The 23,262-nt window shown below is 64.1% G+C and carries 18 protein-coding genes and 1 tRNA gene; 8 read left to right on the top strand and 11 right to left on the bottom strand.

The window, feature by feature from the left end; translation table 11 throughout:
* Positions 1–227: 227 nt before the first annotated feature.
* The 3 genes from NKJ78_RS06925 to NKJ78_RS06935 are packed head-to-tail and all read left to right on the top strand — an operon-like array spanning position 228 to position 3,955.
* Positions 228–1,151 carry an ABC transporter permease subunit gene (locus NKJ78_RS06925; protein ID WP_023684574.1) on the top strand — a complete coding sequence of 308 codons (924 nt, stop codon included), beginning with the start codon at positions 228–230 and terminating at the stop codon, positions 1,149–1,151.
* Positions 1,152–1,160: 9 nt separating this feature from the next.
* Positions 1,161–2,288 (top strand): ABC transporter permease, encoded by a 1,128-nt coding sequence (locus NKJ78_RS06930; RefSeq protein WP_352459680.1) that lies wholly within the window; start codon positions 1,161–1,163, stop codon positions 2,286–2,288.
* A gap of 47 nt (positions 2,289–2,335) precedes the next feature.
* Positions 2,336–3,955 (top strand): ABC transporter ATP-binding protein, encoded by a 1,620-nt coding sequence (locus NKJ78_RS06935; protein ID WP_023725229.1) that lies wholly within the window; start codon positions 2,336–2,338, stop codon positions 3,953–3,955.
* A gap of 41 nt (positions 3,956–3,996) precedes the next feature.
* Here the strand turns inward: NKJ78_RS06935 and NKJ78_RS06940 are convergent, their stop codons facing one another.
* Together NKJ78_RS06940 and NKJ78_RS06945 are read right to left on the bottom strand one after the other, a co-directional pair.
* Complete coding sequence (locus tag NKJ78_RS06940) at positions 3,997–4,335, bottom strand: hypothetical protein (RefSeq protein ID WP_023684572.1); 339 nt, start codon at positions 4,333–4,335, stop codon at positions 3,997–3,999.
* Positions 4,336–4,503: 168 nt separating this feature from the next.
* Positions 4,504–4,580 (bottom strand) — tRNA-Pro (locus NKJ78_RS06945).
* Positions 4,581–4,780: 200 nt separating this feature from the next.
* Between NKJ78_RS06945 and NKJ78_RS06950 the strand changes: the two genes are divergently transcribed.
* Both NKJ78_RS06950 and NKJ78_RS06955 read left to right on the top strand, forming a co-directional pair.
* Positions 4,781–6,301 (top strand): phosphomannomutase/phosphoglucomutase, encoded by a 1,521-nt coding sequence (locus NKJ78_RS06950; RefSeq protein ID WP_352459678.1) that lies wholly within the window; start codon positions 4,781–4,783, stop codon positions 6,299–6,301.
* An 11-nt stretch (positions 6,302–6,312) separates the two neighbouring features.
* Positions 6,313–8,550, top strand: coding sequence for a mannose-1-phosphate guanylyltransferase/mannose-6-phosphate isomerase (locus NKJ78_RS06955; protein WP_023725225.1), 2,238 nt, complete (start codon positions 6,313–6,315; stop codon positions 8,548–8,550).
* A 188-nt stretch (positions 8,551–8,738) separates the two neighbouring features.
* On the opposite strand, the gene betB is transcribed toward NKJ78_RS06955, so the two are convergent.
* Genes betB through betI form a run of 5 tightly spaced genes read right to left on the bottom strand, consistent with a single transcriptional unit; the run spans position 8,739 to position 15,022 of the window.
* Complete coding sequence (gene betB, locus NKJ78_RS06960; RefSeq protein WP_023754821.1) at positions 8,739–10,202, bottom strand: betaine-aldehyde dehydrogenase; 1,464 nt, start codon at positions 10,200–10,202, stop codon at positions 8,739–8,741.
* A gap of 34 nt (positions 10,203–10,236) precedes the next feature.
* Positions 10,237–11,889 carry a choline dehydrogenase gene (gene betA, locus NKJ78_RS06965; protein ID WP_023743711.1) on the bottom strand — a complete coding sequence of 551 codons (1,653 nt, stop codon included), beginning with the start codon at positions 11,887–11,889 and terminating at the stop codon, positions 10,237–10,239.
* A 3-nt stretch (positions 11,890–11,892) separates the two neighbouring features.
* A complete protein-coding gene (locus NKJ78_RS06970; protein ID WP_023754820.1) occupies positions 11,893–12,897 on the bottom strand; it encodes a threonine/serine dehydratase family protein in 1,005 nt (334 codons plus the stop codon).
* Entirely contained in the window at positions 12,894–14,423 is a 1,530-nt protein-coding gene (gene betC / locus NKJ78_RS06975) for a choline-sulfatase (RefSeq protein WP_023834450.1), read from the bottom strand. Before betC ends, NKJ78_RS06970 begins: the two co-directional genes overlap by 4 nt.
* A gap of 8 nt (positions 14,424–14,431) precedes the next feature.
* Positions 14,432–15,022, bottom strand: coding sequence for a choline-binding transcriptional repressor BetI (gene betI, locus NKJ78_RS06980; RefSeq protein ID WP_023742680.1), 591 nt, complete (start codon positions 15,020–15,022; stop codon positions 14,432–14,434).
* A 189-nt stretch (positions 15,023–15,211) separates the two neighbouring features.
* Between betI and NKJ78_RS06985 the strand changes: the two genes are divergently transcribed.
* Together NKJ78_RS06985 and NKJ78_RS06990 are read left to right on the top strand one after the other, a co-directional pair.
* Positions 15,212–16,378 (top strand): acetyl-CoA acetyltransferase, encoded by a 1,167-nt coding sequence (locus NKJ78_RS06985; protein ID WP_023743714.1) that lies wholly within the window; start codon positions 15,212–15,214, stop codon positions 16,376–16,378.
* A gap of 27 nt (positions 16,379–16,405) precedes the next feature.
* A complete protein-coding gene (locus NKJ78_RS06990) occupies positions 16,406–17,410 on the top strand; it encodes an asparaginase (RefSeq protein WP_352459677.1) in 1,005 nt (334 codons plus the stop codon).
* Here the strand turns inward: NKJ78_RS06990 and NKJ78_RS06995 are convergent.
* A complete protein-coding gene (locus tag NKJ78_RS06995) occupies positions 17,403–18,758 on the bottom strand; it encodes a TIGR03808 family TAT-translocated repetitive protein (RefSeq protein WP_352562403.1) in 1,356 nt (451 codons plus the stop codon). The genes NKJ78_RS06990 and NKJ78_RS06995 overlap by 8 nt on opposite strands.
* Before the next feature lie 139 nt (positions 18,759–18,897).
* Between NKJ78_RS06995 and greA the strand changes: the two genes are divergently transcribed.
* The gene (gene greA / locus NKJ78_RS07000; protein ID WP_023670749.1) at positions 18,898–19,371 is read left to right on the top strand and encodes a transcription elongation factor GreA; all 474 of its coding nucleotides are present in this window, start codon (positions 18,898–18,900) and stop codon (positions 19,369–19,371) included.
* Positions 19,372–19,482: 111 nt separating this feature from the next.
* Here greA and NKJ78_RS07005 read toward each other — a convergent pair whose 3' ends face one another.
* From NKJ78_RS07005 to NKJ78_RS07015, 3 genes are all read right to left on the bottom strand, one after another.
* Entirely contained in the window at positions 19,483–19,614 is a 132-nt protein-coding gene (locus tag NKJ78_RS07005; RefSeq protein ID WP_023732052.1) for an AbrB/MazE/SpoVT family DNA-binding domain-containing protein, read from the bottom strand.
* A gap of 64 nt (positions 19,615–19,678) precedes the next feature.
* Positions 19,679–21,799 (bottom strand): methylmalonyl-CoA mutase, encoded by a 2,121-nt coding sequence (scpA, locus tag NKJ78_RS07010; RefSeq protein WP_352459675.1) that lies wholly within the window; start codon positions 21,797–21,799, stop codon positions 19,679–19,681.
* A complete protein-coding gene (locus tag NKJ78_RS07015; protein WP_352459674.1) occupies positions 21,796–23,238 on the bottom strand; it encodes a methylmalonyl-CoA mutase subunit beta in 1,443 nt (480 codons plus the stop codon). Before NKJ78_RS07015 ends, scpA begins: the two co-directional genes overlap by 4 nt.
* Positions 23,239–23,262: the final 24 nt, after the last annotated feature.

The following is a 23,262-nucleotide window of genomic DNA, read 5'->3' on the forward strand; positions in this document are numbered from 1 at the left end:
ACACCGAAAGCACGGTCGTGGGTGCCGCCGGGGGCGGCGTGGTGGGCGGCGGGCTCCGGCCCCCCCCCCCCCCCCCCCCCCCCCGCGGCCCCCCCCGGACTGGTCGGTCATCGCACCGGTCCGAAAGTCGTGGTCGATTTTCGGCAAGCCCGGTGCGAAGATTTGGCGCCGGAGCGTGGCAATGCGTCTGCATGGACGTATGTCGCTCTGGCCGAAGCGGGGCGCCGATGCTGCGATACATCTTACGGCGGCTTTTGACCGCCATTCCGACGCTGTTCGTCATCGTGACCATGGCGTTCTTCCTGATACGCGTCGCACCGGGCGGCCCTTTCAATCAGGAGCGGGGCCTCAGTCCCGAGATCAGGGCCAATCTGGAAGCACAGTTCGGCCTCGACGATCCGCTCTGGCTGCAATATGCCCATTATCTCGGCAATCTTCTGCGCGGCAATTTCGGGCCGAGCTACAATTTGCCTGACTTCACCGTCACCGAACTGTTTGCCAAGGGGCTGCCGATATCGGTCCAGCTCGGCACCTCGGCGCTGATCCTGGCGCTACTGCTTGGTTCGGTGCTCGGCACCATCGCCGCGCTCAACCAGAACAAGCTTGGCGACTATACGGTGATTGCGCTGGCGACCGCCGGCAGCACTATCCCCACCTTCGTCATCGCTCCTGTGATTCAGCTGGTGTTCGGATTGACCTGGAAGCTGTTGCCGATCGGCGGCTGGGGTGATGGCGCATTGATCAACAAGATCGGCCCGGTGCTGACGCTGGCCTTGCCGCAGATCGCCATCGTTGCCCGCCTGATGCGCGGGTCGATGATCGAGAGCTTGCGTTCGCATCATATCCGAACGGCGCGTGCGCTCGGCCTCTCCGACTGGTCGGTGGTGGTCAAGCACGCGCTGCGCGGCGCCATCCTGCCGATCGTTTCCTTCACCGGCCCGGCAGCCGCGGCGCTGCTCACCGGTTCGGTCATCGTCGAGACCATCTTCTCCATTCCCGGTGTCGGCCGCTATTTCGTCGATGCCGCGCTCAACCGCGACTACACGCTGGTGATGGGGACCGTGGTGGTGATCGCGCTCTTCACCATCGTCTTCAACCTGATCGTCGACGTCATGTACGCGGTCGTCGACCCGAGGGTGCGCTATGACTGAGGGTGCGCTATGACTGATATCGCAGCCACCGCCGCTCCGCCGGCCGTCGTCGGCCGCTCGCTCTGGGGCGACGCATGGGCGCGCCTCAAAGCCAACCGCGCCGCCATGTTCAGCCTCTATTACCTGGCCTTCATTGGCGTCATCAGCATCTTCGGCCCCTGGTTCGTGCCGCATCAGTACACCACCATCTATGCCGACTATGTGCGCACGCCGCCAAGCTTTTCAGCCTATCCGAAGCCCGACATGATCGAGACGGCGCTCAAGGATGCCATCAAGCGCATGCGCGTCGACATCAAGGAGTGGAAACTGGACGGCAGTCGCGTCACCGTCACCGTCACCTCGACCAAACCGATCGACGACCGCAACATCCGCTATCTTGACCGCTCCGATGCCTTCGACGATACCAAGATAGAGAGCAAATCGGCCGACGGGCTCGAATTGACTATGACTGCGTCGGTCAAACAGCAGTACTTCCTGTTCGGCACCGACAACACCGGTCGCGATCTTCTCTCGCGAACGCTGATGGCAGGGCGCATCTCGCTGGCCATCGGCCTGCTTGCCGGCATTGTCGCCGTGGTCATCGGCGTCCTCTACGGGGCGGCGGCCGGCTTTTCCGGCGGCAAGATCGACGAGGTGATGATGCGCATCGTCGACGTGCTCTATTCCTTGCCCTTCATTTTCTTTGTCATCATGCTGGTGGTGTTCTTCGGCCGCAATTTCGTGCTGATGTTCCTGGCGGTCGGGGCGGTGCTGTGGCTCGACATGGCGCGCATCGTGCGCGGCCAGGCGCTGTCGATCCGGCGGCAGGAGTATGTCCAGGCGGCCGAAGCCATGGGCGTCGGCCAGCGCGGCATCCTGCTGCGCCATGTCATCCCCAATCTGCTCGGACCAGTGGTGATCTACATGACGCTGCTGGTGCCGCAGGTCATCATCCTGGAAAGCTTCCTGTCCTTCCTCGGCCTTGGCGTGCAGGAACCGATGACCAGCTGGGGCGTGCTCATCTCGGTCGGCGCCAAGAACATCGGCACCGCCAACTGGCTGCTTTTGTTCCCCGCCTTCTTCCTCGTGTCGACGCTGTTTGCGCTGAACTTCGTCGGCGACGGCCTGCGCGACGCGCTCGATCCAAGAGACCGATGAAGATTGGACCGATAAAGATGGGGACCGATAAGATGAGGACCGTTGCGATGGAAACGCCCGAAACGATCCTCAGCGTCAAGGACCTTCGCGTCCGCTTCCGCACGCTCGACGGCGCGGTCGAAGCGGTCAAGGGCATCAACATCCACGTCAAGGCAGGTGAAACCGTTGCCGTGGTCGGCGAATCCGGATCCGGCAAGAGCCAAACCATGATGGCGGCGATGAGCCTGCTGGCGTCCAATGGCGAGGCGACGGGTCACGTCGATTATCGCGGCCGCAACCTTTTGACCATGAGCAAGCCCGACCTCAACAAGGTGCGCGGCGCCAAGATCAGCATGATCTTCCAGGAGCCGATGACCTCGCTCGATCCACTCTATTCGATCGGCAACCAGCTTATCGAACCGATCCGCAAGCACCGCGGGCTGAACGCTGCCGAGGCGCGCGAGGAGGCGCTCAAGCTCTTGCGGCTGGTGCATATTCCTGATCCCGAGCGGCGGATGAAATCCTATCCGCACGAAATGTCGGGTGGCCAGCGCCAGCGCGTCATGATCGCCATGGCATTGGCCAACGACCCCGACATCCTGATCGCCGACGAGCCGACGACGGCGCTCGACGTCACCATCCAGGCGCAGATCCTGGTTCTCCTCGCCGAACTGCAGCGCAAGCTCGGCATGGCCATCGTCTTTATCACCCACGACCTCGGCATTGTCAGGCGCTTTGCCGACCGCGTCTATGTCATGCGCTATGGCGAAGTCGTCGAGGAAGGCGAGGCGGAAGCGCTGTTCGCCAATCCCCAGCATGCCTATACGAAAATGCTGCTGGCCGCCGAGCCGACCGGCACCAAGGCGGCGCCGCCGGCCAACGCACCGGTGCTGCTCGAGGGCAGGAATGTCGAGGTAACCTTCAAGATCGGCGGTGGCTTCCTTGCCGGCGAGCCGCTGCTTTTGCGCGCCGTCGATCACATTTCGATCCGGCTGAAGCGCAACCAGACCATCGGTATCGTCGGCGAATCCGGTTCGGGAAAATCGACGCTCGGCCGCGCACTTCTGCGCCTGTTGCCCAGCGACGGTGTCATCCGCTTCGGCGACCGCGACATCTCCACCGCCGACCGCCAGGCGATGCGGCCGCTGCGGCGGGAGATGCAACTCGTCTTCCAGGATCCGTTCGGCTCGCTGTCGCCGCGCATGACCGTCGGCCAGATCATCACCGAAGGGCTTCTGGTGCATGAGCCGAACCTGTCAGGCAAGCAACGCGATCAGCGCGCCGTCGAGGCCTTGCTCGAGGTCGGCCTCGATCCCAACGCACGCAACCGCTACCCGCACGAATTCTCCGGCGGCCAACGCCAGCGCATCGCCATCGCGCGTGCCGTGATCCTGAAGCCCAAACTGGTGGTGCTGGACGAGCCGACTTCGGCGCTCGACCGCTCGGTGCAGAAGCAGATCGTCGAATTGCTGCGCAAGCTGCAGGCCGACCACGAACTATCCTACCTCTTCATCAGCCACGATCTCTCCGTGGTGCGCGCCATGGCCGACTACATCATCGTCATGAGGCAGGGCAAGATCGTCGAGGAAGGCCCGACCGAACAGATATTCAGCAACCCGCAGGCCGCCTACACCCAGACGCTGATGGCTGCGGCGATCGATGTCACGCGCTTCCGGCTGAGTGCTTAAGGCGTGACGTTGAGCAGATAGTCAGGGTAGGGCCAGTTCGCTTAGCCCGCTGACCTGGGACATCTGTTGGCTCTTGTCGCGACAATGGCCTCTTGCCGCTGCTTCAGCAGTTCGATTCTGGCCGTCTCACGCTTGGCCACTGCGCTCTTCACGCGCGTGCCGCCGAGCAGCCAGTTCGGCACGCTGGTGTTGGCGACCTTGCCGCGGGTGATGGCGGTTTGCGAGATGTCGCGCGCGGTATCGCCTACGGCGGTGTTGAGCTCGGCGCATGTCATGCTGTCGTATTTCGCCGGGTTCACCGCGCTGCCCAGCGATGAGCAGCCTGCCGCCAGGGACAAAGCGAGCAGCGCTGACAGCCGGCTTGAAATCAACAAATTCATCTTCCGCAAACCTCGTTCCGGCCGCTGTCTCGGCGGCATTCCTATTATCGAGGTAGCGCGGAAGGTTGTCGCGTCAAAACACCATGCTGACAGCGACGCCGACGCGGCCGGTTTGCATCAAGCTATCTTGTGGGTCGGGAGAACAAACACCTAAGTGTCTGTTTTTTCTGGTCGGAGTGGCAGGATTTGAACCTGCGACCCCCTCGTCCCGAACGAGGTGCGCTACCAGGCTGCGCTACACTCCGTGACCAGACCGCGGGCTTATAGCTGCCGCATACCGTTCCTGCAAGCGGCAATGGCAGCGCTTCTGTCGCATTTCGTTGGCTTTCGTTGGGCATCGCCGCAAAGCTTGGCTTTCCCTCCCGGGATAAACCCGGCTTAAAGCCTTGTGTGCTAAGTCGCAGCCCCGATAGATCGTGTTTTCGCCATCTGGAGCTTTGCTGCCTTGCCCCTGAAAATCGTAGGCGACGCCCGGCCCAACAGCTTCGAATTCGAAACCGAAGCGCTGATCAAGGCGTCCGGCTTTCGCGAATACGACGCGCGCTGGTGGTTTGGCCATGCCGGTTCGACGCAACCGCCGGACCTGAACCTGATCGGCGTCCAAGCGTTGGGCATGGGCCTGGGCACTTTGATCCGCCGTCTTGGCGCGGGTCCCGACATCGTCACCGGGCATGATTTCCGTTCCTATTCGCTTGCCATCAAGCTGGCGCTGGTTTCCGGCCTGATGGCTGCGGGCGCAAAGGTGAAAGACATTGGCCTGGCGCTGTCGCCCATGGCCTATTTCGCCCAGTTCGCGCTCGACGCGGCATCCGTCGCCATGGTCACGGCATCGCACAACGAGAATGGCTGGACCGGAGTCAAGATGGGTGCGGCGAGGCCGCTCACCTTCGGACCGGAGGAGATGAGCGCCCTGAAACAGATCGTGCTGTCGGGCGATTTCGATCTTGCCGGCGGTGGCTGCTACGAATTCGTCTCCGGTTTTCGCGAGACCTATCTCGACGATCTGGTGAGCGACAAGCGCATCGCGCGAAAGCTGAAAGTCGTGGCCGCTTGCGGCAACGGCACCGCCGGCGCCTTCGCGCCACAGGCGCTGGAGCGCATCGGTTGCGAGGTGATCCCGCTCGATGTCGAGCTCGACCACAGTTTTCCGCGCTATAACCCGAACCCGGAAGACATGCAGATGCTGCATGCCATCAGGGACAAAGTGCTGGAAACAGGTGCCAATGTCGGGCTGGGCTTCGACGGCGACGGCGACCGTTGCGGCGTGGTCGACAATGAGGGCAACGAGATTTTTGCCGACAAGGTCGGCGTCATGCTCGCGCGGGACATATCAACCCAATACCCCGGCTCGACCTTCGTCGTCGATGTCAAGTCGACCGGCCTGTTCAACACCGACAGCGTCTTGCGCGCCAACGGCGCGAAGACAGATTACTGGAAGACCGGCCATTCCTACATCAAGCGCCGGGTCGCCGAACTGGGCGCCGTTGCCGGCTTCGAGAAGTCGGGCCATTTCTTCTTCAATCCGCCGATCGGCCGCGGCTATGATGACGGTCTCATCACCGCGACCGCCATTTGTGAGATGCTCGACCGCAACCCCACAAGTTCGATGGCCGATCTCTATCGCGCGCTGCCGCTGACCTTCGGCACGCCGACCATGTCGCCGCATTGCGGCGACGAAGTGAAGTACGGCGTGGTCGATCGGGTGGTGGCGGACTTCCAGGCGATGCAGCGCGCCGGCAAGACTTTTGCCGGCCAGAAGATCGCCGAGCTGATCACCGTCAACGGCGTGCGCGTCGTGGCCGAGGATGGCACCTGGGGCCTGGTACGGGCGTCGTCGAACAAGCCGGAGCTTGTCGTGGTTGTCGAAAGCCCGGTATCGTCCGACCGCCGCCGGCAGATGTTCGAGGCCGTCGACGCCGTGCTGCGCCGCAGCCCCGAAGTCGGCGCTTACAACCAGACGTTCTGATTGGACCTTTCATGAGCGAGCGCATCGTCAGTTTTGTCATGAGCGGCGGTGTCGGCTCGCGGCTGTGGCCGCTGTCGCGCGAGGACAACCCGAAACAGTTCCACGATCTCTCCGGCGACGGCTCGATGCTGGCCAAGACCTTGCGCCGGCTGACGGCGCGGCCGGAAGGTGAGACGCCGATCTTCCTGATCGCCGCCGAGCGCCATGCCGAGCGTGTCCATGCCGACCTTGCCGGCCTCGACCTCGCCGGCGGTGGCCCGCTGTTCGAGCCGACCGGGCGCAACACGGCTGCCGCCGTGGCGCTGGCCGCGCTGCGCACATTGTCGGAGTTCGGCGACAGCCTGGTGCTGGTGGTGCCGTCAGACCACGAAATCGCCACGCCCAAGCAGTTCTGGCAGAGCGTCGAGGCGGGCAGCCAGGCAGCGCTTGCCGGCCGTCTGGTGGTGTTCGGCATCAAGCCGACGCAGCCCGAGACCGGCTATGGGTATATCGAAGTCGCAGCCGAAAGCGGCGGCGTCTTCGACGTGTCGCGCTTCGTCGAAAAGCCCGACCTCGCCACTGCGCAGAGCTATCTCAGTGCGGGCACCTTCTACTGGAACACCGGCATTTTCCTATTTCGCGCCGGCGCCATGCGCGACGCATTTGCGGCCTTCCAGCCCGACATCTGGCAGGCCACCGAAGCGGCCTACAAGGCAGCGACTTCGGATCTGTCCGGCCTCTATATGCCGCTCGACCTCTACGCCGCCATCCCGTCGAACTCGATCGACTACGCCATCATGGAGCGGGCCAAGGACATCGTCATGGTGCCGGCCGGCTTTCGCTGGAACGACCTCGGCTCCTGGCAGTCGCTGCTCGATGTCGGCCCTGCTGATGCCAATGGCAATGTCGTCGTCGGCGATGTTGTCGCCATCGATTGCGAGAACTCCTACATCAGAAGCGACGGCCGGCTTTTGTCGGCTATCGGCATGAAGGACGTCGCGATCGTCTCGACGGCGGACGCCACCTTCGTCGCGCCGGTCAGCCACAGCCAGCACGTCAAGAAGATCGTCGAGCAGCTGGAGAAATCGGGACGGCTGGAAACCAGGTTTACGCCGGCACACGACCGCGTCATCGAGAGCGGCGCCTGGCGTCGGCGCGTGCATCACTGGCTGTTCGAGGAGACCTTGCCGCTGTGGTCGACTTCAGGCGTCGATGAGCGTCATGGCGGCTTCCACGAGGCGCTCGGCTTCGACGGCGAGGCGCTGTTGAAGCCCAAGCGCATGCGCACGACGGCGAGGCAAGTCTACGCCTTCGCCGTTGCCAAGGCCCGCGGCTGGGACGGTCCTGCCGATCGCCTGATCGCCCATGGCATCGCCTTCATGGCCGGCAAGGGCCGCACGGACCGGGGCGGCTGGGTGCGCACGCTCAATGTCGACGGCTCCGTCGCCGACCCAACCGAGGATGCCTACGACCATTCCTGCGTGCTGCTGGCGCTGGCGCACGCGCATATGTGCGGCGATCCGGATGCGCTGCGGCTGGGCCAGGAGACCTTCGTGTTTCTCGACGCGCATCTCGAGGACAGCCGCATGACCGGCTTTCTGGAGACATCCGACGGCGAGGGCGAGCGGCGCTCCAACCCGCATATGCATCTGCTCGAGGCCTTCCTCGCCTGGTATGAGGCGACCGGCGACCGCACCTATCTGCGCCGCGCCGCGCGCATCATCGACCTTTTCCGCAGTCATTTCTTCGATGCCGAGAGCTGGACGCTGGGCGAATATTTCGACGCCGGGTGGAAGCCGGCCGCCGGCGAGAAGGGCACATGGACCGAGCCCGGCCATCATTTCGAATGGGCCTCGCTGCTCACCGATTTCGTCGCCCGCAGCGGTCAGGGCGAGTTGAGCAATTTTGCCCGCAAGCTCTACGCCTCGGCCATCGCCAACGGCCTCAACCGCGCCACCGGCCTTGCCTATGGCGCCGTCTCAAGACAAGGCCTGCCGCTCGACCTTGTATCGCGCAGCTGGCCACAGGCCGAAGCGATCAAGGCGGCGATCGCGCTTGACGGGCCTGGTGGCCCCGACCTCAAGCCGGAGATCGAGGCGCGCGTCGGCCGCCTGTTCCGCTGGCACATCGATCCGGCCCCGCTCGGCCTGTGGATTGACCGCATCGACGAACGCGGCCGCTCCTTGGCATCGGACGTGCCGGCCAGCATCTTCTATCATCTGGTCTGCGCGCTGACGCAGTATCTTGATGGGACAGCGCAGAAGGGGTGAAGCGTTGGAGCTGCCAATCTCCCCCCTTGCGGGGGAGATGCCTGGCAAGGCAGAGGGGGTGCTGTCCCGCCGACGTCTCCGCTACTCGAAGATCAGACCAAAGGTTGGCGATCCGTCACACCCCCCTCTGGCCTGCCGGCCATCTCCCCCGCAAGGGGGGAGATCAGCTGTCACTTCGCTTTCAACCCTCAATACGGGCTCGCCACGTCCCCGGTCTCGACATACACCGCCTTCAGCTGCGAATAGAGCGCTAAAGCCGCCAGCGAGTTCTCGCGCCCGATGCCGGATTGCTTCACCCCGCCAAACGGAATTTCCACCGGCGTCAGATTGTAGGCGTTTATCCAGCAGGTGCCGGCCTGCAGTTCGGCGATCACCCTATGAGCGCGCTGCAGGTCGCGGGTGAAGACGCCGGCGGCGAGGCCGAATTCGGTGTCGTTGGCGCGGTCGATCACCTCGTCCTCGCCGTCGAACTTCAGCACGCTCATCACCGGCCCGAAAATCTCCTCGCGCGCAATGCGCATCGTATCGGTGACACCGGTGAACACCGTCGGCTCGACAAAGAAGCCGCCATCGAACCCTTGCAGCGACGGCACGTTGCCACCGCAGGCGAGCGTTGCTCCATCCTGCCTGCCGGCCGCGATGTAGGAAACGACCTTCTCCTGCTGCGCCTTGTTGACCAGCGGCCCCATCTGCGTCTCAGGATCGAGCGGATCGCCGATGCGGATCTTTTTCGTCCGCTCGACCAGCCGGTCGACGAAGCGGTCATGGATGCCGCTTTGTACGAAAACACGCGTGCCGTTGGAGCAGATCTGCCCGGTCGAATAGAAATTGCCGAGCATGGCGCCGCCGATGGCGTTTTCGAGATCGGCATCGTCGAAGACGATCAGCGGCGACTTGCCGCCGAGCTCCATCGTGGCGTGCTTCATCTTCGAACCGGCGAGCGACAGCACCTTGCGGCCGGTCGGCACCGAGCCGGTCACCGAAACCTTGGCAACGACATCGTGGCCGACGAGGCCGGCGCCGACATCGCCATAGCCTTGCACCACGTTGAACAGCCCGTCGGGCAGGCCCGCCTCTGAGTAGATCTCGGCCAGCGCCAGCGCCGACAGCGGCGTGTTCTCCGAAGGCTTGAATACCATGGCGTTGCCCATGGCGAGCGCCGGGGCGGATTTCCAGCCGGCGATCTGGATCGGATAGTTCCAGGCGCCGATGCCGACGCACACACCGAGCGCCTCGCGGCGCGTATAGGCAAAAGGTCCACCAAGATCGATCGCCTCGCCGTTGAAGACGGCAACCGCGCCGCCGAAATATTCGAGGCAGTCGGCAGCCGACGGCGCATCCGCCACCAGCGTTTCCTGGATCGCCTTGCCGGTGTCGAGCGTCTCGATCCGCGCCAGATCTGCGTTGCGCGCGCGCAAAATGTCGGCGGCGCGGCGCAGGATGCGGCCACGCTCGACCGGCTTCATCCGCGCCCAGGCCGGTTGTGCGGCCCGCGCAGCTTCGATGGCGAGTTCCAGCACGTTCGGCGTCGCCGAATGCAAGGTGGCGATGATCTCGCCGGTCGCCGGATAGATCACCGGCAGCGGCGCGCCGCCTTCGTCCTCGATGTAGCGGCCGTTGACATAGTGCGATGCCGTTGGCTGGGCGCGCATATGAATTCTCCAATGGTCTTGGCCGGACAATGCCCTATCGATCCGCCACCTGCCAGCGCGGATTGATCCAGGGTTCCTGGTTGGATGGCGCCAGCGGCGTGCGGCCGAGAATGTGGTCGGAGGCCTTCTCGCCGGTCATGATCGACGGCGCGTTGAGGTTGCCGTTGGTCACCCGCGGGAAGATCGAGGAGTCGGCGACGCGCAGGCCGTCGACGCCGATGACCCGGCACTCCGGATCGACCACGCTCATGATGTCGTCGGCGCGGCCCATCTTGCACGTGCCGCACGGGTGGTAGGCACTCTCGGCATGATCGCGGATGAAGGCGTCGAGATCCTCGTCCGACTGGACGTGCGAACCCGGCGAGATTTCCTTGCCGCGAAAGCCGTCAAAAGCCTTCTGGCCGAAGATCTCGCGGGTCAGCCGGATGCAGTGGCGGAACTCGGTCCAGTCGTCTGGATGCGACATGTAGTTGAAGCGGATGACCGGCGTCGCTTTCGGGTCGGGCGAGCGCAGCGTCACCGAACCGCGCGACTTCGACCGCATCGGCCCGACATGCGCCTGGAAGCCATGCGCCTTCGCCGCCGCCTTGCCGTCATAGCGCACCGCCGCCGGGATGAAGTGGTACTGGATATCGGGGTAGTCGACACCGGCCTGCGAGCGTACGAAGGCCGCGGCCTCGAAATGGTTGGTGGCGCCGAGGCCGGTCTTGAAGAACAGCCACTGCGCCCCGATCAGCGTCTTGGAGAATGGGTTGAGAACCGAATTCAGCGTGATCGGCTGGGTCGATTCCTGCTGGATGTAGAGCTCCATATGATCCTGCAGATTGCGGCCGACACCGGGCCGGTCGGCCACGACTTGGATGCCGTTCTCCGTGAGATGCGCGGCCGGGCCGATACCGGATAGCATCAGGATCTTGGGCGAATTGATCGACGATGCGGCGACGATCACCTCACGTCGTGCCTTAACGACCTGAATCTGTTTGTGAGCTTCGATCTCGACTCCGACGGCACGCTGATTCTCGATGATCACCCGGCGGGCGAAGCCTCTGATCACGCTGACATTTTGCCGCTTGAGCGCCGGCTTCAGATAGGCTGACGCCGCCGACCAGCGGCGGCCGCCGCGAATGGTTTGCTCCATCGGTCCGAAGCCTTCCTGCTTCGAGCCATTGTAGTCGTCGGTCAGTTCGAACCCGGCTTGGCGGCCGGCCTCGACAAAGGCGCCGTAGAGCGGATTCTTGCGCGGGCCACGCTGGACGTGCAGCGGGCCGCCGTGGCCGCGCCAGCCGTCCTCGCCGCCGTCACTGTCCTCCATGCGCTTGAAATAGGGCAGCACGTCGGCGAAGCCCCAGCCGGCCGCCCCCTGTTCGGCCCAGTGGTCGAAGTCGCGTGCGTGGCCCCTGACATAGACCATGCCGTTGATCGAGGACGAGCCGCCGATCACCTTGCCGCGTGGCGTCGCCAGCACGCGGCCGCCGAGATGCGGCTCCGGTTCGCTGGCAAAGCCCCAGTCGTAAAGGCTCATGTTGAGCGGGATCGACAGCGCCGACGGCATCTGGATCAGCGGCCCGATGTCGGTGCCGCCGAACTCGATGACGATCACCGAATGCTTGCCGTCTTCCGACAGTCGGTAGGCCATGGCCGAGCCGGCCGAGCCGGAGCCGATGATGACGAAGTCTGCTTCAAGCATGGTTCACATGCGCCCATCGTTCATATGCGAAATAAAATCGGCGAGCGAGACATTGCCGCCGGTAGCCATGACCAGGACCGTTTTACCCGCCACATCCACCTTGCCGCCGAGCAGCGCCGCCAGAGAGGCGGCGCCTGACGGCTCGAGCACCAGCTTCATCCGTTCGAAGGCGATCTTCATTGCCCGCCTAACCGATTGGTCGTCGACGGTGATGCCGCGCACGCCGGCGGTCTTGACCGCCGCGAACGGCGCGTCGCCCGGCCGCCGCGACATCAGCCCGTCGCAAATCGATTTCGGCGCGATCGGCATGGTCTCGATGGCGCCATGCGCTAGCGATGCACCCATGCCGTTGAAGCCTTCCGGCTCGACGCCGATGATCTCGGTTGCTGGCGACAGATAGTGGAAGGCGAGCGACATGCCGCCGATCAGTCCGCCGCCGCCGACTGAGCAGAACAGAAGGTCGGCACTGGCGTCCTTTGCCTCGAGTTGTTCGAGCGCTTCGAGCCCGGCGCCGGCCTGGCCGGCAACGATCTCCGGATCGTCGAATGGATGCAGCAACGCCAGCCCTTCGGTCTCGGCAATCTCGCGGGCCTTGGCGGCTGCGACCTCTTCACGGGCGCGCTCGCCATGATCGGTCAGCACGACGCGCGCGCCATAACCTGCGGTCGCATCGCGCTTGGCGGCCGGCGCGTCGATCGGCATGACGATGGTGACGGGAATGCCGAGCGCCTGGCCGGCAGCCGCCAACCCTTGCGCGAAATTGCCGGAGGAGTAGGCGACGACGCCTTTTCTGGCCTCATCCGGCGACAGCCGCTTCAACCGCCAATAGGCCCCGCGCACCTTGAACGATCCCGCCCATTGCAGCGATTCCGGTTTGATGAAGACGCGGGCCGCACCCGTCTCCTTGGCCAAGGCTGTCGATTCCAGCAAAGGCGTGATCTGCGTCGCCTTCGACGTCACGGCATAGGCCTGTCTGAGGTGCTCGAGGGAGGGGACAATTGTCATCATTCGCCTCGCGGAAAGCGTTTCTGTTCCTCGAGATTGTCGAGGTTCATGTGGTTGCGCATGTAGCGTTCCGACGCCTTCTGCAGTGGCTGGAACTCCCAGGGGTAATGCGTGCCGTTGCGCAGCGCGGGATAAACCACCCAGCGCCGCGCCTGGCTGACGCGCACCGCGGCATCGAAGGCCGCCATGTCCCAGCGCGCCCGCACTGCTCCTGTGAAGGCGGCCACCAGATCGGCATGCGCCGGATCGGCGGCAAGATTGGTGCGTTCTTGCGGATCGGCTTCGAGATCGAACAGAAGCGGCGGGTCGATCTCGCAATGGATGAATTTGTAGCGGCCGTCGCGGATCGCCACCAACGGCGCGTTGGAGCCCTCGGCGGCATATTCCATCAGCACCGGCGCGGTGCGCTGTCCGCCATCAAGCAACGGCAGCAGCGACTGGCCATCGGTCCACGGTGCGATCGCGGAGATGTCGATGCCGGCGAGATCGCACAATGTCGGCGTCACGTCGAGGTTGGAGACCGGCGCCTCGATCAGCCCTGCAGGAATGCCTTTGCCGGCGATCATCAAAGGTACTCGCGCCGAGCCCTCGAAAAAATTCATCTTGAACCACAGGCCGCGCTCGCCAAGCATGTCGCCATGGTCGGAGCAGAACAGGATGATGGTGTCGTCCAGCATGCGCGTTCGCTCCAGCACTGACATCAACTCGCCGACCTTGTCGTCGAGATAGGAGATGTTGGCGTAGTAGCCGCGCCGCGAGCGGCGGATCTGCTCCGGCGTGATGTTGAAACTGTCGTAGTCGCTGGCCCGGTAAAGCCGTTGCGAATGCGGGTCCTGATGGGCATAGGGGATGAATCCCACCTCCGGCTCAAGCGCCGGACAGTCTTCATAGAGATCCCAATATTGCCGCCGTGCGACATAGGGGTCGTGCGGGTGGGTGAAGGAAACCGTCAGGCACCAGGGCCGGCTGGCCTCGTCCTCGGAGGTGCGGGCAAGATCGTAGAGTTTTTGCACCGCGTGGAAGGCGACCTCGTCGTCATACTCCATCTGGTTGGTGATCTCGGCAACGCCGGCGCCGGTGACCGAGCCCAGATTGTGATACCACCAGTCGATGCGCTCGCCGGGCTTGCGGTAATCCGGCGTCCAGCCGAAATCGGCGGGATAGATGTCGGTGGTTAGCCGCTCCTCGAAACCGTGCAACTGGTCCGGCCCGACGAAATGCATCTTGCCCGACAGGCAGGTGTAGTAGCCGGCGCTGCGCAGATGATGCGCATAGGTCGGGATCGAGGAAGCGAATTCGGCGGCGTTGTCATAGACCTGGGTGCGCGACGGCAATTGCCCGCTCATGAAAGCGGCGCGGCCCGGCGCGCAAAGCGGCGAGGCCGTGTAGTTGTTGCCGAAGCGCGCCGAGCGTGCGGCCAGCGCCTTGAGATGCGGCACATGCAGGAAGTCCGCCGGCCCGTCCGCAAACAGCGTGCCGTTGAGCTGATCGACCATGACGATCAGGATGTTGGGTCGCCTTGATATCACTGAGGCTGTCACTGTGTCTGTCGCCCGCCGAGTTTGATTTCGAGATAATCTTCGACCAGCGCGATCGCGGTTTGAGCATCCGGCACGCCGTCCTTCAGCGCGCGCCTGATGTACAGCCCGTCGATCATCGCCGCGACCGCTTCCGCCGCGCGGTCGGCCTCGTTGCGCGGCAGTATGCCGGTCAGTCCGCTCATCAGGTTCGAGTGCAGCCGCCGCGCATAGACCCTGAGCAGCCGGCGCAGGGCCGATGATTTCTGTGCCTCGACATAAAAGGCGAGCCAGGCCGCGATGGTTTCCGGCCGGAACTGGATGTCGGAGAAGTTGACGGCGACCACCGCCGAGACGCGTTCGCGCGGCGAGCCGGCGGATTGCAGGGCGCGCCGCATGTCGATGGTCAGTTCGGCCAGTATGTGCCGCATCGTCGCCAGCAGCAGTTCGTCCTTGGCGCCGAAATAGTGGTGGGCAAGGGCCGACGACACGCCCGCCCGTCCGGCGATCTCCGACATGGTCACATCAAGCGAGCCGCGCTCGCCGATCGCCGAGATCGTCGCGTCGATGAGCGCCTTGCGGCGCAACGGTTCCATTCCGACTTTCGGCATTGGGGAGATCCAGATCAAAACCGAGATTATTTTTTATTGACGGATCAATCAATAAAAAACTCGCGCTCGGATCAACCGATCGTGTCGCTCTGGCCCATCCCTTGGACTGGAAAACGGTTCACTGTTGAACAATATTAGAGGCTGATGCCGCGCTATGACATGTTAGGCTTGCGGCGAACGGCGGTTGCCATGACCGCATGCATCGTCGGCTGGGCGCATTCGCGCTTCGGCAAGCTTGAAGCCCAGACGCTCGAGGGCCTGATCACAAAGGTCGCGGTCGACGCGCTCGACCATGCCGGCATTGGCCCGGACGAGGTCGACGAGATCGTGCTCGGCCATTTCAACGCCGGCTTCTCCCCTCAGGATTTTACCGCCAGCCTGGTGCTGCAGGCCGATGACCGGCTGCGCTTCAAGCCGGCGACGCGGGTCGAGAACGCCTGCGCCACGGGTTCGGCAGCGGTCCGCCAAGGCATCCGCGCCATCGACGCCAATGCCGCCCGCATCGTGCTGGTGGTCGGTGCCGAGCAGATGACGACGACCCCCGGCCCCGAGATCGGCAAGAACCTGCTCAAGGCTTCCTATCTGCCGGAGGAGGGCGACACGCCGGCCGGTTTCGCTGGCGTCTTCGGCAAGATCGCGCAGGCCTATTTCCAGCGTTATGGCGACCAGTCGGACGCGCTGGCGATGATCGCCGCCAAGAACCACAAGAACGGCGTCGACAATCCGTACGCGCAGATGCGTAAGGATTTCGGTTACGAATTCTGCCGCCAGGAAAGCGAGAAGAACCCCTTCGTCGCCGGTCCGCTGAAGCGCACCGATTGCTCCCTGGTTTCCGATGGCGCCGCCGCTCTTGTGCTCACCGACACCTCGACGGCGCTGAAGATGCGCCGCGCCGTCGCCTTCCGCGCCAACGAGCATGTCCAGGATTTCCTGCCGATGTCGAAGCGTGACATCCTGTCCTTCGAAGGCTGCGAGCAAGCCTGGAACCAGGCTTTGAAGAAGGCCGGCGTGACGCTCGACGACCTCTCCTTCGTCGAGACGCATGACTGCTTCACCATTGCCGAGCTGATCGAATATGAGGCGATGGGCCTAGCCAAGCCGGGCGAGGGCGGCAGGCTGGCGCTAGACGGCACGACTGCAAAAGACGGCAGGCTGCCGGTCAACCCTTCGGGCGGGCTGAAGGCCAAGGGCCATCCGATCGGCGCCACCGGTGTGTCGATGCATGTGCTGACCGCCATGCAGTTGACCGGCGAAGCAGGCGGCATCCAGGTGCCGGACGCAAAGCTTGGCGGCATCTTCAACATGGGTGGCGCTGCCGTCGCCAACTACGTTTCCATCCTCGACCGGATCAGGTAGAAGCGGCCCGTATTTTTCGGGGTGGTGATGACAAATCCGGTTCTGGTCGAAGTCTTGCGCGGCGCGATCGTCGAGAGCGCCCATCGCGGCGCTGTCGCAATCTTTGACGGTGACGGCAAGCCTGTCCTGGAGATCGGCGATACGGCGCGGCCGGTGTTTCCGCGCTCGGCGGTCAAGGCGATCCAGGCGCTGCCGCTGGTCGAAACGGGTGCCGCCGATGCCTATGGCTTCGGCGACCGCGAACTGGCGCTGGCCTGCGCTTCACATTCAGGCGAACCCGCGCATGTCGAACTGGCGCAGGCGATGCTGGCCAAGGCCGACCTCGACAAGTCGGCGCTGGAATGCGGCGCGCATTGGCCGTCGAGCCACGACGCGACGATCGCACTGGCCCGCACAGGCGTCTCGCCGAACGCACTGCACAACAATTGCTCGGGCAAGCATTCCGGATTTCTCTGCACCTGCGTGCACTCACGGATTGCCCACCAAGGCTACGTCAAGGCAGGCCATGGTTTGCAGGAGATGGTGCGCGACGCCATGCAGGCGGTGACCGGCGCTGCCCACGATGCGGATCACCGGGCAACCGATGGCTGCTCGATCCCCACCTATGCCGTGCCGCTGAAAAGTTTTGCCCTTGGCTTTGCCCGCATGGCTACGGGCAGGAGCTTTGGCCCTGAGCGTGCCAAGGCGGCCAAACGCCTGCTGTCTGCCTGCATGGCCGAGCCTTTCCTGGTCGCCGGCACCGGCAAGGCCGATGTGGCGCTGATGCAGGCCGCGCCCGGCCGCATCTTCGTCAAGACGGGCGCCGAAGGCGTCTATTGCGCTGCCGTTCCGGAGCTTGGCCTCGGCATCGCGCTGAAATGTGATGACGGCGCCGGCCGCGCCGCCGAGGTGATGATTGCTGCTGTGCTGGCAAAACTTCTCAGCGCCGACGGCGCACTGGCGGCGAACCTTCTGGAGCGGGCCAATCCGCCGATCGAAAGCCGCATCGGCGCCAAGGTCGGCTCGCTGCGGCCGACGACGACGCTCAGCTGACCCTGTTTCGCTCGACCGTCAGGTGCGCATAGCCGCTATCGCTCGACCGCGCGAGGTCGCCGGTCGCCCGTTCGGCCCAGCGCTGGCCGATGATGGCGCCGTTCTCGGCGCCGTCGATGACGTTGTCGGAGATGATGGCGTTCCCAGCGCCCTCGACCACAGTGACGGCGATGCCGGTTCCGGCCTGACGAATGATGTTTCCCGTCGCCACAACATTGCGCATATAGGCGCCCCAGCCGATCTGCATGCCGTAGAGCGGCGCGTTCTCGATGACATTGCCCGAGACGGTGGTGTCGGCCTCGACGCTGATACCGACGCCGAAGCCCGGCGCGTCGGCGGGGTAGGGGCCGGTGGTCGAGAGGTTGAGCACGATGTTGTTCGAGCAGACACCCATACGGCCGCCCTCGTTGAAATTGACGATCGAGATGCCGTTAGCGGCACCATCGACGATGTTGTTGCCGATGATGGCGCCTTCGAAGGAGAATTCGGAATAGAGCGCGGTTTCGCCCGACCGCGAGCAGGTGTTCCCGGTCATCTGCAGATTGCTTGAACTGTTGGCGCGGACCGCCGAGAAGGCGCAGTCCGAGACGATGTTGCCGGTGACGGAGACATTGCCGGCACGGAATGCGTTGATGCCATTGCCGTTCTGCCCGGTGCCGCCGCTGCGCGCGCCGATCCGCTGCACGCGGTTGCCGCTGACGATCGTGCCGTCCTCGGCCTGCTGCCAGCGATGGACAAGAATGCCGCCATTGCCGCAGTCGGATACGGCATTATCGGATATCGCCAGGCCAGCGGCCTCGACGGAGTAGATGCCGGCGTCCGCAGCCCCCGAAATCTCGGAGCGCTCGACGCGGCCCGACGCATGCTCCAGCGCCAGCCCATGCTTGCAGCTGCCGGTGATCGTGCAATTGTCGATGACGAGATGGGCGACGCGGCGCAGGTCGAGCAGGCCTTGCGCATCGTCGGCCAACCCGCCGTTGGCGCCGTCGAAGACCAATGCGGTGAACTCTATATGCTCGGCCTGTTCGGCCGTCAGCAAATTGCCATTGCCGCCATAGAGGATGCGCGAGGCGCCCGGCACGCCCGAAAGCCTGACGCGGGCGGGCAGGGTCAGGTTGGACACGACATAGGTGCCCGGCGGCAGGAACACCGGCGCATTGCGCTGGCTTGCCTCGGCTAGCATCGTGGCGAAGGCCTTGCTCTGGTCGTCCGGTGCGTCCGGCTCCACGCCAAGCTCGGCGGCATTGATCGAGCCAAGCGCTGCCGTCTTCGCCAAGGCGTTGTCCAGCGAAACGCCGAGCACCGCAAAGCCGACAGTCCCCTTGAGAAGCGTTCGTCTGTTCAACATCGGCACAGATCCCTGCGATGAAATGGTTCTTCGCAGGAATTGGGCCAGCCGCATAGGTCTCCGCTCGGCGATAGTCCGACCAATGACCGGGTCCGCCAAGTGGCTTGTACAGTCGCCGAAGCGGGCCTAAGTTTATCCGATGAGCAGGGCTTTCACCCGCGAGGAAGACAGCGAAAACGCCATTGCCGGCATCGGCGAGCGGCCGATCAGCCAACACCGCAATCTGGTGACGGAGCGCGGCCTGGCGATGATCGAGGACAATCTGGCCGATCTGCGCGACATTTTGGCGAAAGCCGAGCGAAAAGCCGATCGCGAGCGCATTGCCGTCGTCTCGCGCGACCTGCGCTACTGGACAGCGCGCCGCGAAAGCGCCGAGCTTTCCGTGCCGGAACCGGGCAGCGACCAGGTGCGCTTCGGCATGGGTGTCACGCTGGAAAGCGATGACGGCAAGAAAGTGCACTGGAAGATCGTCGGCGAGGACGAGGCCGACCCCTCAAAGGGCAGCATCTCACACGTCTCGCCAATGGCCGTGGCGCTGTTCGGCAAGAAGGTCGGCGACGTCGCAAGCGTCAACGGCAAGGAATGGGAAATTGTCAAGCTGTCGGACGCCTGACGCCAGCTCACCCTATTTGCACAGCCAGCTTTCGCAACGCGGGCTCATACTTGTCCATGACATCGCGAGCAGCACGTATTTGCCGTTCGACGTCGTCACACCGCACCGGCCTTAGGATGATGCCGTCGTGGTTTCGATGATCTGGAGTTCATCGCCCACTTGCAGGCTCAAGCTGTCGAGCGTTTCCCGCGGCAGGATTACAACGCCCGATCCGTCCTCAAGTCCGTGAATGATGGTGTTCATAGCTATACCATAGGTTGCGCCCGATATTGTAACGCAACTTTGATAAGCAGTGCAACTGTTTCAATCAGCTCGCCAGCAGCCGGTCCAGCAACCGATCCGCAGCCTCCGGGATAACCGTCCCTGGCGGGAAGATTTCCGCGGCACCCGCTTCCAGCACTGCGCCGTAATCCTGCGGCGGGATGACGCCGCCGACGACGATCAGCATGTCGGGGTGGCCGAGTTTCTTCAGCGCATCGCGCAATTCGGGGATCAGTGTCAGGTGCCCCGCCGCCAGCGACGAGGCGCCGATGACATGGACGTCCTGCGCCACCGCCAGCCTGGCGATCTCGTCGGGTGTCTGGAACATCGCGCCGACCGTCACGTCGAAGCCGAGATCGGCGAAGGCCGTGGCGATCACCTTCTGGCCACGGTCGTGGCCGTCCTGTCCCATCTTTGCGACCAGGATGCGCGGCTTGCCGCCGGACTTCTTCTCGAAAGCTTCGAGCTTCTCCAGCAATCGGCCGACCGTCAGATTGTCGCCAAGCGCATTGCGATAAACGCCGGAGATCGTTTGCACCGAGGCGACGTGACGGCCAAAGACCTTTTCCAGCGCCAGCGAGATCTCGCCGACCGTGGCATAGGCGCGCGCGGCGCGGATGGCAAATTCCAGCAGGTTTCCGTTACCCTGCGCAGCGCGGGTCAGCGCATCGAGCGCGCTCTCGACCGCGCCGACATTGCGCGTGCCTTTGAGGTTCTGCAGCTTCGACAACTGTCGGGCCTTGACCTCGGCATTGTCGATCTTCAGCACGTCGACGTCGATGTCGTTCTCGGGGCGATGCGCGTTTACGCCAACCAGTATCTGCTCGCCGGAATCGATACGCGCCTGCGTGCGCGCCGCCGCTTCCTCGATGCGCAGTTTTGGAATGCCCTGTTCGGTTGCCGCCGCCATGCCGCCAAGCGCCTCGACCTCTTCGATATGGGCGAGCGCACGCGCCGCCAGATCGTGCGTCAGCCGTTCGATATAGGCCGAGCCGCCCCACGGATCGATGATGCGGGTGGTGCCGGATTCCTTTTGCAGGATCAGCTGCGTGTTGCGGGCGATGCGGGCCGAGTGGTCGGTCGGCAGCGCCATCGCCTCGTCGAACGAGTTGGTGTGCAGCGACTGGGTATGTCCCTGCGTCGCCGCCATCGCCTCGATCATGGTGCGGGTGATGTTGTTGTAGGGGTCCTGCGCCGTCAGCGACCAGCCGGAGGTCTGGCAATGGGTGCGCAGCGACAGCGAGCGTTCATCCTTCGGTGCAAAATTCTTCTGCATCAGGGTCGCCCACAGCAGGCGCGCCGCGCGGAGCTTGGCGATCTCCATGAAGAAGTTCATGCCGATCGCCCAGAAGAAGGAAAGCCGCGGGGCGAAACGGTCGATATCGAGCCCGGCGGCGACGCCGGCGCGGGCATATTCGATGCCGTCGGCGATGGTGTAGGCGAGCTCCAGGTCCGCGGTCGCGCCGGCCTCCTGCATGTGATAGCCGGAGATCGAGATCGAATTGAACTTCGGCATGTGCTGGGAGGTATAGGAGAAGATGTCAGACACGATCCGCATCGAGGGCTTCGGCGGATAGATGTAGGTGTTGCGGACCATGAACTCCTTCAGAATGTCGTTCTGAATGGTGCCGGCGAGATCCTTCTGAGCAACGCCCTGTTCTTCGGCCGCGACGATATAGAGCGCCATGATCGGCAGCACCGCGCCGTTCATGGTCATCGACACCGTCATCTCGCCCAGCGGAATGCCGTCGAACAATTGCCGCATGTCGAGGATGGAATCGATGGCCACGCCCGCCATGCCGACATCGCCGGCAACGCGCGGATGGTCGCTGTCATAGCCGCGATGGGTGGGCAGATCGAAAGCGACCGAAAGGCCCTTTTGGCCGGCGGCGAGATTGCGCCGGTAGAAGGCGTTGGATTCCTCGGCCGTCGAGAAGCCGGCATATTGCCGGATCGTCCACGGCTGCTGGACATACATGGTCGGGTAGGGACCGCGCACGAAGGGCGGCATTCCCGGATAGGTGTCGAGATGCGGCAGCCCCTTGAGATCGCCCTGGCTGTAGAGATGCTTGACGGCAATACCTTCCGGCGTCAGCCGCTGGCCCTTGACCTCGACCGGCGCGCGCCGTGGCGCCGACCAGCCAATGTGGCTGAAATCCGGGATCACTGTGCGGCTCCGATTGCCTGGTCGATGCGGACCGGAAACAGCGCCTCGCACACCGCCACGCCCTCTGTGAAAGGCGGCCGCCGCTCAGCCGCCAGCGTCTCGACCGGGGCATCGTTTTTCAGCGGGTAAAGCGTGGTGCCGATGATTGCCCGTTCACCCGACCGGTAGGCCTCGGCGCGGCGCTCGGATGCTGCCTTGACGCGCTTCTGGATATGCCCTTGCTGCAGGCTTGCCAGAACGCCGCCTTCCGCTTCGATCCGCTGGAACTCTTCCCACGCCGCTTCGCACAGGCCCAGGGTCAGCGCCTCGACTGCGCCCGACCCAAATGCTGGGTCGGCGACATGGTCGATATGGCTTTCATTGGCCATGATCAACTGCGCATTGCGGGCGATGCGGCGGGCAAAGCCGGCCGGCAGCCCGAGGGCGATGGTGTGTGGCAGGATGGAGATCGAGTCCGCGCCGCCTGCTGCCGCTGCAAAGCTGGCGATGGTGGTGCGCAGGATGTTGCTTTCGGGATCCGCCGCCGTCATCATGCGGAACGACGTCTCGGCATGGATGTTGGCTGTCGATGCCGGGATGGAACAGGTTTCCTGGATGCGCGCCCACAGCCTGCGCAAGGCCCGGACCTTGGCCATCGACAGGAACTGGTCCTGGTCGACGCTCAGCGCAAAGCCGATATGGGGAGCGGCATAGACAAGCGGCTGGCGCGCATCCTCGAACATCCTGAGGTATGACACGGCGGAAGCGAGCATGGTGCCGAGTTCCTGCGCTTCCGTGGCGCCGGCATTGTGGAACACCCGCCCGTCGGCCTCCAGCAGCACACCCGGCACGCCCAGCGAGAAGAAATGCGCCAGCGATTGCGGCATCGATGCCTGCAACGCCTCGATCGACATGCGCAGCCGGCCGGTTCCGGCAAAGATTGCCGCCGGGTCGATGCCGAAGGAGAGGTTCAGCTTTGCCGGGTCGGAGCGGCGCTTGCTCAGGAACGCCACCAGCCAGTCGGCGACGGCACGGCTCCAGGGATGGGCGTCGATGCGGATCTGCGTGCGGTTGAGCGGTACGCCATCCAGCACCGTTTCCAGCGCCTGCGCCGTCCTTGGCAGGCCATAGCCGAACGCATTCGGAGCACCCTCGAAGACAAGCGACAATCCCGTCGCGCCTTGTGCCACATCGTCCAGGGCCTGCGCCTTGGCGCGGCCGATATCGGGATCGTCAATGCGCTGGCTGACGATCCAGGGCAATTTGGGGTTGGCGCGCACAAGCGGCTCGGCGCCGGCGGCGCGATCGTAGAGCGGTTCGATGCGAATCTGATCGTCGGTATGCGAGACCAGTTTTTCCTCGAAGGAGGCGCCGGCGAGCGCCTTTTCGGCCAAGGCCAGCCAACGCTGGCGCTCGACGTCAGCGGGTTCGATGCTCCTGGTCAAGGCTCCGGCGCCCATCCATGTTCCTCGTTTTTATGCGGC

The sequence above is a fragment of the Mesorhizobium sp. M0037 genome, assembly GCF_040323635.1.
Classification (GTDB): domain Bacteria; phylum Pseudomonadota; class Alphaproteobacteria; order Rhizobiales; family Rhizobiaceae; genus Mesorhizobium.